Genomic DNA, 15745 nt, shown 5'->3' on the forward strand with positions numbered 1-15745 from the left:
AGGCACGGTCGGGAGATGGTTTTGTATACATACAGGACATCGGTCATCTTCTCCTCGAAACTGGGGTCACGCAACTCTAGAAATTAGCTGATTTTATATGGGCGAACGTCACCATCTGTGATGGATATCACGAACCTTGCTCTGCTCTCTTTGCTCAGGTTCAAGTGCCCCTTTTGTTCGGTATGATTTCTATAAGGAGAGCAATAGAACCAAATTGCCTATTGCCCTACAGCACGAGATTCCTATCAGAAAAGAGACTCTTTTCATTTGCAATATACTTTATTTTTGGGTTAACATAATTGAAAATAGAGAAAATATTCACTAAGTCGCTCGTTATCTAACTTTTAGATTCTGTGCCAAATGATAAAAACGATGAGCAAATCGACTGGAAAAGGTGGAGCGGACAGTATCCTACCGGGCCAAGGATTAGAAAAAAAATAGTGAAAACCACAAGCATCCTGGCAGCTAGATTTAAGATCCTGCGGTTCCGACAGGAGAAAGCACCCCAAATCTCTAGCTACATTCTTACAAACCCGCATGGTCAAGGCAGCTTTGGGGTTATAAACTGGAATACTACAATGAAATGCCAGAACAGGTGGCGAATAACTCCCTCTTAAGTGGCTTAAGAACAGTACTAGAGCAATCAGCCAAGCAGCACAGAGATTGAAAGGACTTGCTTCTGGTACAAGAACAAATCGCCCAAAGAACCTATATGCTTGCCCAGTTTTCAACAGGAACCGATCCGATAGGGAATGGACATGCCCATAACACTCTATTCAATACAACCCAGCAGATCCGTTTGCGGTTGGCTCTGTTGAATAGTCGTGGCTTATACATTTATAATTTCATTTTTTGCTCACCTTGGCAACCCTGACTGCAATTTGGTTACATAATTGTGAGTTAGCGATTTTACATTTTTTTATAATAGTTATTTCATTTCGGTTAAATACATATTCCAAATAGAAACTGGCAAAGAATTTGCTTGGACATGTTGCATGGAATTCTCTGTCTTATGTTAAAGAAGTATATAATATTGAAACTATTTGGGATTTGAAAATGATATACAGAACATTATTTCAACGGTACATTGTGCTAGCATCGATATTTACCCTCTTTTCTCCGGCTATTTCGCTGGCTCTAACTCCTGTTGCACGCTGGGATGTTGTACCCTTTCAAAGGATTGAATTTGGAAAATCTTTCAATGTAGGAGTAGTTGCATTTTCCAAGGATGGGATAGACAGGGTTGAATTTGAAGTTGATGGTCAAGGGTACTCTGGTGAAAATCCTCTTATATCAAATTCTATGACGTATAATTCTCGAACCAATGTTTATGAGTACTGGGTCCCATTACGCAGTTCTGGTTTCGCTTCTAATGGTGAATTTAGTGTGGTAGCTACTATATATGGCAGCGACGGAGACACAAGAACCCTTCAAAAAATTCCCTTAATTGTCGATGCCACAGGAAATCTTTTTCAGCATAAAGCTTGGGTCAGCAGTATTACAGGAAATGATGCCACTGGTTTGGTAAACGACAGTTCCACGCGTTTCGCGACTATTGCAGGAGCGGCCAATGAGATTCAAAATAGGAATGGAGGAAAAGCTGACGGCGCAATAATTTATTTGGATGAGGGAACATATGCCATGGGGAGTGGATCAATAAATACTATTGACGAGTGGCTTACAATTGCAAGAAACGCCGATGCTGAGAAAGAAGAGACAATACTCGATACTGGTGGAGATCTCACTGACACAAAACTCATAAAGGTAGATGGTGTTACCTTGCTAAGCAACGGCTCCAATAAGCTTATCTTCAGCACAGGTTTTCCGCAAAATCTCTGGATTCACAACTCCCGTATCATTGGCTCAGGGAGATGGATTCAAGGTTCGAATCCTATCAATCATAAAGACGCGTATTATACAGATACATATATTTATAATGTTGATAGAGCAGTGCGCGGAGGTCTTATCGCTCGTGGTCTCGAGATCAAGCATATAGGAGAAGATGCTTTTCAAAATTTTCCTCTTGTCATAAACACCACTTTAGATGACCAGGATCCTGGTAGTACGTATTGGCACGCTGACTCATACCAGTCATGGGGAGATGGACCATCCAATCGGATTATTTATAATTTTTACGGAACCGATTTACATTATCAAGGATTATTTATGCGGGCTACTCAATCCCCAGGAAACAATAATGCATTTGTAAACATGTTTTTGGAGATGCGCGAACCCGGAAGGCAGGGTAGCTCCGGGGGAAAAACCATACTTACAAATGGTGCACTTTATGGAGTCTGGGATCATTTATTGTTATGGCATTGCACGTTTCCGACGGAGTTTTTTGCTATAAATGCTGATGATTCTGGCTTTGGTTTCACCAATTCTTCGTTCATAGGCAATGTATTCTATGAATACCGTGATAATGTCACGAAAAATGGTGGAGATCCTTCTTATGCCGCTCCTGAAAATTTTGGAAATAATGACTTTCAGCATAATCACTATATTTGGAGTTGTACCGACCAAGGAAATTGCAGCGGCTCGGAGCCACACTGGTATTCAAAATCACCCGATAGTGACATCAATGTATCCCAGACTGTCGGGGACCCCCAAATAGACCTTACAGATCCCGCATCCACTACCTTTGGAGAACCTCTTGCTGGCTCACCGCTGGTAAATAGGCTATCTTTTTCTTTAGTTCCCGTTGACGTGCGGGGAAATTTAAGAGATCAGACTCCGGATGTAGGAGCTTTTGAATTTATGACAAATGACTCGCCACCTGTGTCAGTCCCTCGTGGTTTCAGAATACTAGAGTAAAGAGGTTTTTCAGCTGCATATTGATGTTTCTTTTGTCCCCATAGTAACTGAAGATTTACGGTTCATAGGCTTTTAAATTAAAAAAAAGATGAATACTACCTAAAATTGGAACCCATCCCGGATACACATCTGGATGATTTTTCTATCGGGAATGCCTCTCAACAGAATGCACGAAGGTTAAATATTGCCTATCTTACCACAAAATATCCTTCGGTAAGCCACACCTTTATCCGTCGAGAACTATGTGAAATAGAGAGAAGGAGGCACAAGGTTTTACGTCTTGCAATTCGTAAATCAGACGAACTACTTGTGGACCCAAAGGACCAAGAGGAAGCTGCCAAAACCATACATTGCCTCAATCTGCCTTTTTTCAAACATGCTACCTCGCTTCTTCGAATTGCCCTGTCCAAACCGTTAGATCTTTTTGATGCACTTCGTGTAGCCATAAGGATGGGAGCCCGAAGTGATAGGGGAATACTCAAACATCTTGCATACCTCGTAGAGGCTTGTTCACTTTACAGGGTTATGCAAGAGCATGGAATCCAGCATGTTCATGTCCACTTTGGCACCAACTCCACTGCTGTAGCTAGGTTGATATATCGATTGGGGGTAAGTTACAGTTTTACCGTGCATGGACCTACTGAATTTGACTCAGCAAATGCATTTGATTTGCAAGGTAAAATTAGCGATGCACTGTTTGTTGTGGCAATAACAGATTTTTGTTTTGCGCAGCTTTGTCGTTGGAGCAGTCCAAAGGATTGGCAGAAGATTCATGTTGTTGGATGCACGGTTGGTGAAGATTTTTTCCACTCATTGGAATACAAACCGTTATCATTGAGCAATAAACAATTTGTCTGCATTGGTCGTTTGACTCCGCAAAAAGGACAACTCGTGCTTCTTGAGGCTTTCGTCAACTTAATCACAAGGGGATATGATGCCCGTTTAGCTTTCGTGGGCGATGGCGAACTTCGCGATATTATAGAACAGAAAATCTCAGAAACTGGGATAGAAGAAAAAGTTCAAATCACGGGTTTTGTTTCAGAAAAACAAGTCCGTGAATATATAGCAAAAAGCCGGGCTCTTGTCTTGCCAAGTTTTGCCGAAGGTCTGCCTATGGTGATCATGGAAGCATTTGCAATGGGTCGACCCGTCATTAGCACTTTTGTTGCAGGAATACCTGAACTTGTAAAGGATGGAGAAAACGGTTGGCTCGTTCCAGCCGGAAATATCAGTAAATTGATGGAAGCTATGATTGATGTGCTGAAAACACCTGTCAGCCGGCTGGAAGAAATGGCTGCCAACGGGTGTAAGTTGACTTATGAAAACCATAACACGAATACAGAAACAGCTCGTTTAGAGCAGATATTCATGAAATATATCAAGCCAATCACTGATGACTAAAAAGAAAATCCTGGCCATCTCCTCAGGCGGAGGACATTGGATACAATTGCTCCGACTCAGACCTGCTTTTGAAGGGCATGAAGTAGCTTATGCGACGACCAGAAAGGAATACGCTGCCGAAGTACCTGACTGTCGATTCTTTTTAATTAATGACGCAACTCGCTGGAATAAAATAGGTCTGGTCAAAATGGCAATACGTATTTTCTTTGTTTTATTGTCCTTTCGCCCCGATGTTGTCATTTCTACCGGAGCTGCCTGCGGTTACTTTGCTTTGCGTTTTGCAAAAATATTCAATGCCCGAACTATATGGTTAGACAGTATAGCTAATGTAGAAGTCCTCTCGCTGACAGGACAGCTTGTTCATTCGTATGCCGATTTATGGCTCACTCAATGGCCCGAGCTTGAGAAGCCGAATGGCCCATATTTCAAGGGGAATATTCTGTGATATTAGTTACTGTCGGGGGACAGATGCCCTTCGACCGCCTCATTAGAGCAGTTGATAGTTGGGCGTCGGGGAATCAGCAGATTTATTGTTATGCGCAAATAGGGAAAGGCGGCTGGCGCCCCAAAAATATGGAATGGGTCGAATTACTGCCACCAAAAGTTCTTGCCGAAAAAATAAATAAAGCAAGTCTCGTCATTGCGCATGCCGGTATGGGAACGATACTTAGTTGTTTAGAGTTAGGCAAAAAACTGATCGTTGTCCCCCGCTATAGTTATTTGCGTGAAACCAGGAATGACCATCAGGTGGCAACAGCCCAACGCCTCGCCGCACTTGGCCTCCTAGTCTATGCAGCAGATGAGGAAAGAATCGTGCATCATCTTGATAACTATGAGAAGATAGCACCTCGCAAAAGCACTTCATGCTTCGCGTCTCCTGAACTTATTAATTCTATTATTGAGTTTATAAAATCAGACAAATAATCGATCTCTATGACAAAAAAAGCCAAAAATTGGGTCGTCTGTATGGGCGGTGAAGATTGGTGGTATCACAGTCATGCCCATTTTGATATCCAGATTATGAAACGATTTTCCAGACGATTGTCGGTTCTCTATATATGTTCAATCGGTATGCGTATGCCAAGTATCAGAAAAGACAAGCATTTCTGGTTGAGAATTAAAAGAAAAATCAACAGCATTCTAAGGGGCTTGCAAAAGGTTTCCCCTCAATTATATGTCTACAGTCCTGTTCCCTTGCCCCTATACCGGAGTCGCTTTGGACGGTTTCTGAATGCCCTTATCCTGCGAATACAGATTCATGCTGTTTATCTTTATCTGGGAATAAAAAATCCATTACTTTGGATCAATACTCCAACAGCATGGCCGGCAATGGAAAAGGATGGTAAAAGAGGACTCGTCTATCAGCGCACTGATGATTACGCTGCGTATGATTTTGACAATTTTAATGCTCAGTATGTCGCTAAGGTGGACATGAAATTACTCCAACGAGCAGACCTTGTCATCCATGTCAGTGAGGAGCTCCACAAGGAGGCGAAGGAAATAACAAGTTGCTCACTGTTATTGCCTCAAGGAGTGGATGAAATGTTTTTTCGCTTCAATGGATCAACTCCTGAAGATTTAAAATTTATTCCCAGGCCAATATTAGGCTATGTAGGAAGCATGGACACCCATAAGTTTAATAGTCAGCTTATATTTCAAGTCGCCCGAAATCTCTCTGAATGCTCCTTTGTAATGGTGGGCATCCCTCATCCCAGTACGGATGAATTGCGAAAGCTGCCAAATGTTTATTTCTTAGGACACAAGAATCACGAGGCCATTCCAGGTTATATTCACAATTTTGATATATGCATTTTGCCAACCGCGCAGACTGAATGGGGCCTGAAGTGCCGTCCTGTAAAGCTCATGGAGTATCTAGCAGCAAGGAAAGATGTTATAGCGACACCAACCCCGGCATCGAAAATATTTAAAGATCGAATTCATATCGCTGAGGATTTTACTTCATGGATAGATTTGATCCTGCATCTAACTTCATTAAATAATTCCGGAATAAAGCAATACCCCGATGTGGAGATTACAACCTGGGATAGCATATCTAGTATTATTTTCAATCAACTGGAGGAAAAGAAACTTGTCAGCTATTAAATGGCTGCTGAAAAAACAATTTTTATTGTACAGGCAGTTATATAATAAAAATCAGCCTCTCCTATTGTAAATTTAAACCTAATTAAAAATTCAGCTATACTCGATTATAGCATATCTACTTCCATACATTTTTCTCTTTATAAAAAGCATCTGTCCAAAAAGTTGTGGCCATTTAGCTATTACAGTAAAAAAACTGTATACCATTGTACTCCTATAATTGTTGGTTCTATTATATGACTTGATATAAATCTTCATAAAGAGAAAAAAATAAAGAAGCGCCAAGCATAAAAAATATACATTGAATACTATAGATACAATTACAGTAAATGTCGGAACAAAAAAAGCCCATATCCAGCAGCTTAAAGACTGCTTTAAGCAAAAGCTCTCTTTTTCCAAAAAGTGAAGGCTGACCCCCTGGGCATAAGCATGTCCGGTCCGGACCGTCCTTCTCCACCATTGAGAAAAGCAGCAAATGTTCGCATCGTGTTTTGCCATTAGTTTGTCAAGCCGAAATATTTTCCAGTTAAACTGTCTTAACCTGTAGCACATCTCCGGTTCCTCGCCTGCAATAACAGAAGGATTAAATCCTTTAATCTGTTGAAATGCAGATTTGCGGATCATAAAATCACCACCGCATGTTTCAGTTTCACCCGCTGGTATGTTCCATTCTATATCGCATAGAAGATTAAAGACACTGTTGTTAGGATATTCTTCTTTTCTTCTGCCTGCGACAACAGCGTACTGTTCATTTTCATCTAAAAATTTAGCAGCGCTGGAAAGCCATCCTTGGGACAACTGGCAATCTCCGTCAATAAATTGTATATATTCCAATGAATTTATCTTACTTTCAAGCAGTTTAAATCCTTCATTTCTTGCTCGGCCAGCACTAAAAGGAATTCTTTTGTCAAGTTGGACAAGGTGTATCCCCAGAGAACGAGCATAAGCTACGCTTTCATCTTCAGAACCGGAATCAACATAGACAATCCTCCTGCCATCTATGTGACAGAGAAGTGTTCTGAGGCATCTTTTCAATCGCTCACCCTCGTTCCGTCCAATAACAACAACCCCTATTGAAGCCTTCAAATATGTCATGTTCTAACGGTTATCCAGGAGTGAGAGGAGGTGGCTGAGGTTACTGATTGCTTAAAATTTCTACAATTTAACTCAACCCCTACTTTTCTACCTAACAATTCCAAATCCTCATCAAAAATCTGTTCGACATGTCGCAGTACTCCATCAGAAAGCATTGGTCTCTCGGTCATTGTCCAAATTCGTCTGACCTTCCTTCTGACTGATTTCGGAATAAACGCTCTTCGAAAAAAGCGCAATGTTGGATCGTTTACTAAGGCATCGCGCCAAGCGCAGACCTTGAGCCGCTCCGACGATTTGTTGCTTTGAATATCATGACACCATTCGGGTTTTGCTGGAATTTCCAAGAAGTCAAAAATGGCCTGTAACTCTTGGCGAGGAGTAATTTGTAAACGCTCTGTAAATAAAGGCAGAATGGCGGAAAAGCCAAAGGTCGATATATATGGTTCCAACTGCATATTGTATCTGCCATATTCAATTAATTCAGGATGATGCCTTACGGCTGTATTTATATCGCATGATATATTTCCCTGGGACCATTCATGGATATAGTGTGATATAAGCCGGTCGACCGGATGGCGCATCAGGTAAATGCATTTGATTTCAGGACAAAATGATTTGATTCTGTTAACTGTCTCCGGATAGTTTGGCAGCTTGGAATAGTTCGTACTTGACTCACCCTTGACTTGACCATGCCCGGCTTTTTTGAAAAAAGACTGATACCAGATAGAACCTTTATCATAATTCTCAATATCGCTAAAAAAACTAGGTTCCTTTGGAGTTGTCATAAAAAAGGATTCATGAAGGCTAAGCTGCTCATGAAGTGTACTTGTTGCACATTTCATGGCACCAATGAGGATAAAATCCGGTTTATAAATATCAGTTGTACTTTTCATACATTACTTTAACCACTGGATTTCCCATTATTTTAAATATTTTCTCGTCCGCTCATTTAATAAAAGTTTTATTTTTCGTTCTGAAGATTCTAATCTTAATTTTTTGGCCAAAAAGTATCCTGCGGTTAGCCGGAAACCATAACGTCGAAATCTAAAATTTTTTCGGAAAATCCAATTTTGTATTTGAAGAAAAATTTTCAGCATGCAAAAAGGCTCATTTTTCGTCCTAAAACAAGGTAAATACCCTCTAGCAGTCATGCGCTCAAAAACTTTGGATTCAACCAACTTGATTTGCCTCTCAGACATTTTTCTTCTCCACTGTTGAGTTAGCCTTGGGTCTGGCAGTGAATACGAAGTATGATCTGGGTATGACATCATTTTTCCATCATATTGAACATCTAAAAAGCTACAAATAGTTGAAAGTGTTTCTTTTGGTGAGAGGATCAATTCTTCTGATTTGATTTCGATAAATGCGTTTATTTCTAGAACTTGTTTAACACGTTCCCATAACCTTTCAGCTTCCACCCATCTATCGACACCATTCCAGACATTTCCAGCCCATCCCATTCCAATATTTGAACGAGCAACATCACGAGGGTCGCGGAATAAATAAATAAAGCGAGCCTGAGGAAACACCCGGAGCAATCTATCATAGTGCCTATGACAGGTTGCTCCTATTATTGATTTATTGTCTAATTCTTGTTTTTGGGCGAGAAAACTTTTTACTATTTCAAGATATTCTGAAGATTTGTCCATTTTTAAACCAGACGCTTGAAAAATTCTATTGGTTGACAAGTAATAGATATAATGTTCAACATTTGGCAATCTTTCATCTTCTGTAATAAGATCAACTGCATATTCGAATTCATTTAGCCAAGAAATATCTGGATGCCCATTGAGCATCAAACGAAGCAATGTAGTTCCAGATCTTTCAGCTCCAACTAAAAATATCGGATTCATTGCCATGTATTTATCTTCTTTTCTGAAGTTGTTGGATTCTCTGCCATCTGTTCTATCTCCAGGGAAAATCGCCCCAGAAGTGGAAGTACAGAAACATATTCATAATTAAGGGCCTGCCTGATGATAATTTGCCTGAGCCATAAGAAGTATTTGAGAAATTTTACAAATTGCAATCGAAAAAGAGATGAATAAGGATGGAAAGAGTGAGAGGTCAAGCTTACTAGGATAAATTATTAATTTAACGCCTAATCTAGCCTATCATAACTGAGTTCCTCACTCTCCATCCTCTCAAAAGTCTATCATTTTTTTAACTGCTTTTTCCACCATAATCCTCCTCCTTCTCAAGTTTGTTCTTTCTGATTATCCCCCCGGAAACTCAGCATCTCGTAGCCTAGGCCGGGACTGCTTCTTTCATCGGGACGCCGTAAATCCGTCCATGGGAGCTTCGCGGCAGACGTCCGGGCTGCGGAGTTAATCAGGTTATTCTTTTAATTGCTACATTACTCACGCCATACCTATTTCTAACATTTTATGCATGTAGCCCATTACCATGGCAATTGGTAGCTAACCATTAATCGGCAACTTGAAAGGTCTTCCCTTATCCTTTTTTTCATATATATATATTTTCAAATACTTATCTACATTCCTCTCCGGTTGTCATTTCTCCCTCAAGCAAGGAAAAATTATTTTTTCTATATACTTTTTTATGATTTCAGGTTTGCTCTCAACTCGAAGAATTTGCTATAATGAACAGCACAAGACGATAGGAATTCCAGAAAATCGATGGCCTGGCACAAAAAGACATCGACTTGCCTCTCGCCCAGAAACGTGCACAATTCATACCTAGTGCCACTACATTTCATCAGATCGGGGAACGGGTAATTTTCGATCAAGTCTTTCACTTATCCATTAGTATCCACTATATTCTCACCCTATTTTGTTCCCCGTAGGTAACCAGCTATTTTAAAATGGCAAAATACAGTTATAAAAACAACTCTTCCTAAAAGATGAACAAATTGAATCAAAAAGTGGAAATATTGGGAATATCAACATTCCTAATCGTTTCTATCCTCCTTTTACATCTTCTTTCAGGTTGCAATGAAGGGAAAATGAATGAAAACAACGCACTCCACGACGAACTATCTGCTGTACCAACTGCAAAATGGCAACAGCTTGCGAACAAAAAGATATACTTCGGGCATCAATCCGTAGGTATGAATATTTTGGACGGTATACAAGATATCATGAAAGAAAATCCGCAAATAGAATTAAATATCCAGGAAGCAAGTAGCGGGTTCAGCCAACACGGTGGAGGAGGCTTTTTCCATTCGCGTATCGGGAAAAATAAAGATCCTATATCGAAAATGAGAGAATTTGAAGAAAAAATGACCTCTGATTCTTCAGAAGAAATTGACATAGCCATTCTGAAATTATGCTATGTGGATATTACCGGAAATTCAACCCCTGAAGAAATATTTAAGGATTATGCTTCAACTATTGAAGAGATAAGAAAGAAAAACAATAGAACCAAGCTCATTCATTTTACAGTTCCCTTAACAAAGAATGAGAGTGGTATTGAGGCCTGGCTAAAGGGAATATTTGGCAAGCCTTTAAACGGACATAAAGAAAATGCCAACAGGTGGAAGTACAACAAGCAATTGCTCATTTATAACCACGGAAATGAAATGGTTTTTGACATTGCCAAAATAGAGTCGACACTGCCTAATGGCTCAAAAGTGGCCTATAAACTGGACGGCAATCAATATTATTCCCTAGCCCCGGAGTATACATATGACGGAGGCCATTTAAATGAGGTAGGACGAAAAATAGTGGCAGAAAAGCTATTGCTATTCTTAGCAAATCATCAATAAGACTGCATTGCAGGAGTAAGCATGAGTACTGAACCAGCCATTCCAATAGTGAAGGTTACTTTATCTGGGGAAGCGAGTACACCAACTCATGCTAAACACTCACTAAGAAAACATGCAATACATGGTTCGTTTTGGACGCTGGTCAATTTTGCTTTTTCAAGGCTCCTTCGGTTAGGTGGCAATCTGATTCTCACACGAATGCTTTTTCCAGAAGCGTTCGGAGTAATGGCTTTAGTTAATGTTGTGATCCACTCGCTGGAGATGTTCTCCGATCTCGGTATAGGGGCCGCACTCATACGTGACCCTCGCGGAGAAGATCCTCGTTTTTTTAATACGGCATGGACGATAGCTGTCCTCCGAGGTCTATTGCTATGGCTTGTTTCAGTGGCCATATGTTTCCCTGCAGCCCATCTCTTTGAAATACCTTCACTTGTACAATTCATTCCGGTCGCAGCACTAAGTGCGGTTCTTACAGGACTGACTTCGCCGGCTGTATATATTCTGAGAAGACGAGTCGAGTTAAGACCACTTATGATATGGGAATTAAGCTCGCAATCGCTAGGCCTAATCAGCATTATTCTGATTGCCTATTTTTTTCCTTCAGTATGGGCTCTAGTGATTGGCAACGTGATTCGCTCGTTTGTAGCTTGTTCTAGCTCATATCGATTGCTTTCCGGCTTGTCCGTTCGTTTTGAATGGAACTCTCGGGTTGCCCGGGAAGTAATCCGATTTGGAAAATGGCTGTTTTTAAGCACTGCAATAACAGCCTTGATCAGGGAGGGCGACAAAGCAATACTCGGTATAAATATAAATATGAACGACCTGGGGCTCTATGCATTGGCTACTTTTTGGGCAAATAACGTAATAATTATGTTGACGCAGATAAACTCAAAGGTATTGTTTCCACTCTACTCCCAAGTGGCTAATCAAGACGAAAATCAACTTCGACAAAAGGTTTTCAGAGCGCGGCTGGCTTTAATGGCACTTTCACTACCTCCATTATGGATGCTCGCTATCGGAGGACAATTGTTTATCGAACTACTCTATGACCCACGCTATTTAAACTCTGGATGGATGCTGCAGCTTTTGGCGGTTAGCGCCATTGCACAAACTCTCGGTATGGGGTCGCTCAATGCCGTATTGGCAAAGGGAGATTCATTTGCCTGCATGGTCGTTCAAACAGCTCGTGCCGGGCTGGTCATCATCTGTATGTTGATGGGTTGGTTCATCGCCGGACTTGCCGGACTCATCGGCGGGATCGCCATAGGTAATCTTTTAGTATATCCAGTTTTGACATGGGCCATATCCAGGCATAAGCTTTGGTTGCCGCAGATAGACCTGTTAATCATCGGATCTTCGGCCGTGATTATTTGTATCGGCCTTACATTCATCCGCTGATTCTGTTTCTATAGGAGTCCATATGTCCAGCCTGACATCCTGCAGCAAACCTGAGGATTATACAAAGCATAGGCTACCTGACTTTGTAATTATTGGTGCCGCCAAGTCAGGAACAACAACATTGCACAGATACTTGATGCAATTTGAGCAGATATTCGTTCCCATCCAAAAGGAGTTGGAATTTTTCGTACGGAATACCTACACACGTAGTTTGGATTGGTACTCCTCACAGTTCGCAGACGCAACGAATTCACAGCTCTGCGGAGAAGCCAGTCCTTCATATTCCTTCTATCCTCAGTTTTCAGAAACATCTCGCCGGATGCATGAAGTGATCCCAGATGCAAGAATCATTTATATCGTACGCCATCCCGTTGATCGGGCGTTCTCACACTATTACCAACGTGTGAAATCAGCTCGATATTTAGCGCGAAGAAATAAAGACAGATACCAACAGTGGAGCATTGAAGAAATTGAGCTGTGTCAGATGATTCAAGCTGCAGAACAGCTAGGTGGACTTGCAAAAGGGGCTAGTTTTGAGGACGTAATCGAAAAGGCGAACTGGATTATTGAAGCTGGCAGATACCATTCCCAGCTGGAACAGTATTTACGTTACTTTGACCGTGACAAGATATTGGTCCTGTTTTTCGAAGACCTGGTGAACAATCATACCAGAATGCTTGCAAAGCTCCTTAGGTTTTTAGGGGCGGATCCGGCTGAGGCAACTAAGGCAGCAACAGTTAAAGCAAATACATCGGCAGAGCATAGTCGGGTCATAGCATGTGATCATATTATCGCCTCACTCCGCTCGATACCGGGGGCAACGTCCATTGGTAATCTTTTGCCTAAAAGGGTGAGGCATTTGCTTTATTCGTCTATGGAAGCAACAGCCTATGGTAAAGACGTAAGGCGAAAATATGATCCCCCCCCAATGTTAGCCGAGACGCGCCAACGACTGCTTGCAGATTACCGTGACTCTAACAAATGGCTTCAAGAGTTTACAGGACGAGACTTGAATCATTGGAACAAATGATTGCTCCGCTTCGCACCTCGGGGAATAGCTTATCCACATTTACGATGTCGGCAAATTTAGGAGACATTTCATGAGGTATACCAAGAGCAAACTTCGTATCAACTGGATAATGCCAGGCGCAAACCTTTCAGGAGGCATAAAGTCAAACCGGCTGATCGCCGAAGCGATGGTTCGGCTTGGGCACGAGGTTAATATTGTCTTTATCGCCCTTTCGAAGCCCTGGCCGAAGATTTGGAAGCCTCGAAGATGGTTGCGGCGTGTCAGAGATGAGTTGGCGATATATGAACGACAGCACCATCACCTTGAACACTCATTTGCAACATTAATACCGGTGATGGATCACAAGATCCGGCCAAATCATGTACCGGACGCCGACATCACCATCGCTACCTGGTGGCAAACACGAGAGTGGATTGAAGATTTGCCAGCCACGAAGGGGATCAAGGCTTACTTTATCCGCCACCACGAAATTCACGGAGGCGACCCCGAAAGAGTAGCGGCTACATATCGTATGCCAGGAATAAAGCTAGTCATATCGAAGTGGTTGCAACGCATCATGGCAGAAGAGTACGATGACCCAAAGGCCGTTCTTGTCCCTAATGGTGTGGACTGGCAGCAATTCGAGTCTCAGCCGCGAGGACGTGCTACAAGACCTACGGTAGGCCTGCTCTACGGTCGGGAAGAATGGAAAGGTGCGACCACGGCATTTGAGGCCCTGCGTCTAATCCGGGAAAAATTTCCTCACTTGCGGGCTGTCGCCTTTGGATCATCACTCATTCTACAGGCATATAATCCACCTCAATGGTTGGAATTCCACCTCAGACCTGAACAGGACGAAATCCCCAGAATCTATCAACAAACAGACTGCTGGATTGTGCCATCGACTGTTGAGGGATTCGGAATGCCGGGCCTTGAAGCCGCTGCTTCCCATTGCCCGATTGTAAGCACGCGATGCGGAGGACCAGAGGATTATGTTGAGAACGGTAGGTCGGGGTATCTGGTTCCTCCCGGTGACCCTGTAACGATGGCCAACGCTGCATGCAATGTGCTGGAGCTGGCAGATGATCAATGGCGTGCAATGAGTCGAGCCAGTTATGAGATATCTAAGCGGTTTGACTGGGACTTGTCGGCAAAAATTCTTGAGAACGTTTTTCATCATGCAGTCGATGACCAGAAATCAACTGATCGACAATTGCCGGGAGGAAGCTCCTAATGCTGCCAACGGTTCATATCATGATGTTCGGCTGGCCGATAGTGAGCTTACTTCTGTTTTTTTGCTGTCGCCCAAGAAGTGCCGTGCTTATAAGTCTCTTGTCCGGCTGGCTGCTGTTACCCCAGTTTTCTTTCTTGCTGCCTGGAATCCCTAATTATACGCGAACAGCAGCAGTAGTTCTTGGTATTTTATTAGGCGTAATTATCTTTGATCCTGGTCAACTGGCTCAAATTCGCCTCAGATTTTTCGACATCCCGATCATTGCCTTGTGCATGTGTCCAATGGCCAGTTCTTTAAGTAACGGGCTCGGGATTTATGACGGCATTTCTGCAGCCTATACAAACACAATAAATTATGGAATACCTTACATAATTGGACGAACCTATTTTTCGGAGCCAAAAAGTATGCGAGAATTTGCAAAAGGATTAGTCATTGCCGTTCTCTGCTATACTCCTTTGATCCTTTATGAGTACCGCATGAGTCCTCAGTTACACAAAATCATCTACGGATTTATGCAGACTCATTTCCACATGGTCCTGCGACTAGGCTGGTATCGACCAATGGTCTTTTTGCGTCACGGTCTGGAACTTGGAACGCTGGTGAGTGGTGCCACGTTAACAGCTTTCTGGTTACGGCGAACCCGCTCTGTTGCGAGGTATGGATGGCTATCTGCGGGATCGGCAGCTTTATTTTTATTCGTCATTCTTCTACTCTGCCGGGCATTGAATGGATATGTCACATTTATTATAGGTATCATAGTTCTTTTCGCAATCAGTATACTCAAAATCCGCACTGTAGCATTCTTGCTAGTGTTGCTTCCGATGATATATATCCAAGGGCGTATTGTAATGGACTGGGATGCAGCCCCGTTGATAGGAGCAGCCGAATTAATCAATGTATCGCGCGCCAGATCTCTGGAAAGCCGAGTCTGCCATGAGTCCGCGCTTATCGACAAGGCGTTACGACGCCC

At 42.2% G+C, this 15745-nt stretch carries 13 protein-coding genes; 10 read left to right on the forward strand and 3 right to left on the reverse strand.

Annotated elements, in window-relative coordinates; all coding sequences use genetic code 11:
- Positions 1-978: 978 nt before the first annotated feature.
- The 5 genes from JWG88_RS15980 (at position 979) to JWG88_RS16000 (ending at position 6318) form a co-directional block, all read left to right on the forward strand.
- The gene (locus JWG88_RS15980; RefSeq protein WP_205234789.1) at positions 979-2814 is read left to right on the forward strand and encodes a hypothetical protein; all 1836 of its coding nucleotides are present in this window, start codon (positions 979-981) and stop codon (positions 2812-2814) included.
- A 105-nt stretch (positions 2815-2919) separates the two neighbouring features.
- Positions 2920-4215, forward strand: a complete 1296-nt coding sequence (locus JWG88_RS15985) for a glycosyltransferase family 4 protein (RefSeq protein WP_205234790.1) — start codon at positions 2920-2922, stop codon at positions 4213-4215.
- Positions 4208-4660, forward strand: a complete 453-nt coding sequence (locus tag JWG88_RS15990) for a UDP-N-acetylglucosamine--LPS N-acetylglucosamine transferase (protein ID WP_205234791.1) — start codon at positions 4208-4210, stop codon at positions 4658-4660. Before JWG88_RS15985 ends, JWG88_RS15990 begins: the two co-directional genes overlap by 8 nt.
- Complete coding sequence (locus JWG88_RS15995; RefSeq protein WP_205234792.1) at positions 4657-5139, forward strand: glycosyltransferase; 483 nt, start codon at positions 4657-4659, stop codon at positions 5137-5139. The genes JWG88_RS15990 and JWG88_RS15995 overlap by 4 nt, the downstream gene beginning before the upstream one ends.
- 42 nt (positions 5140-5181) lie before the next feature.
- Complete coding sequence (locus tag JWG88_RS16000; RefSeq protein ID WP_205234793.1) at positions 5182-6318, forward strand: glycosyltransferase; 1137 nt, start codon at positions 5182-5184, stop codon at positions 6316-6318.
- Between the two features lie 90 nt (positions 6319-6408).
- Here JWG88_RS16000 and JWG88_RS16005 read toward each other — a convergent pair whose 3' ends face one another.
- The 3 genes from JWG88_RS16005 to JWG88_RS16015 are packed head-to-tail and all read right to left on the reverse strand — an operon-like array spanning position 6409 to position 9269.
- On the reverse strand, positions 6409-7410 hold the full coding sequence (locus JWG88_RS16005) for a glycosyltransferase family 2 protein (RefSeq protein WP_205234794.1): 1002 nt from the start codon (positions 7408-7410) through the stop codon (positions 6409-6411).
- Positions 7407-8303: a sulfotransferase domain-containing protein gene (locus JWG88_RS16010; protein WP_205234795.1), complete on the reverse strand. Its 897-nt coding sequence runs from the start codon at positions 8301-8303 to the stop codon at positions 7407-7409. The genes JWG88_RS16005 and JWG88_RS16010 overlap by 4 nt, the downstream gene beginning before the upstream one ends.
- 27 nt (positions 8304-8330) lie before the next feature.
- Entirely contained in the window at positions 8331-9269 is a 939-nt protein-coding gene (locus JWG88_RS16015) for a sulfotransferase family protein (protein WP_205234796.1), read from the reverse strand.
- 1103 nt (positions 9270-10372) lie between these two features.
- Here JWG88_RS16015 and JWG88_RS16020 point away from each other — a divergent pair.
- The 5 genes from JWG88_RS16020 to JWG88_RS16040 form a co-directional block, all read left to right on the forward strand.
- Entirely contained in the window at positions 10373-11134 is a 762-nt protein-coding gene (locus JWG88_RS16020) for a hypothetical protein (RefSeq protein ID WP_205234797.1), read from the forward strand.
- Between the two features lie 21 nt (positions 11135-11155).
- Positions 11156-12532, forward strand: a complete 1377-nt coding sequence (locus tag JWG88_RS16025; protein WP_205234798.1) for an oligosaccharide flippase family protein — start codon at positions 11156-11158, stop codon at positions 12530-12532.
- A gap of 22 nt (positions 12533-12554) precedes the next feature.
- On the forward strand, positions 12555-13562 hold the full coding sequence (locus JWG88_RS16030; protein ID WP_205234799.1) for a sulfotransferase family protein: 1008 nt from the start codon (positions 12555-12557) through the stop codon (positions 13560-13562).
- A gap of 70 nt (positions 13563-13632) precedes the next feature.
- Positions 13633-14775 (forward strand): glycosyltransferase family 4 protein, encoded by a 1143-nt coding sequence (locus JWG88_RS16035; RefSeq protein ID WP_205234800.1) that lies wholly within the window; start codon positions 13633-13635, stop codon positions 14773-14775.
- The coding region (locus JWG88_RS16040; protein WP_205234801.1) for a hypothetical protein at positions 14775-15745 on the forward strand (971 nt) is incomplete at its 3' end. The genes JWG88_RS16035 and JWG88_RS16040, both read left to right, overlap by 1 nt.

Origin of the sequence: Desulfopila inferna (assembly GCF_016919005.1) — a bacterium.
GTDB lineage: Bacteria > Desulfobacterota > Desulfobulbia > Desulfobulbales > Desulfocapsaceae > Desulfopila_A > Desulfopila_A inferna.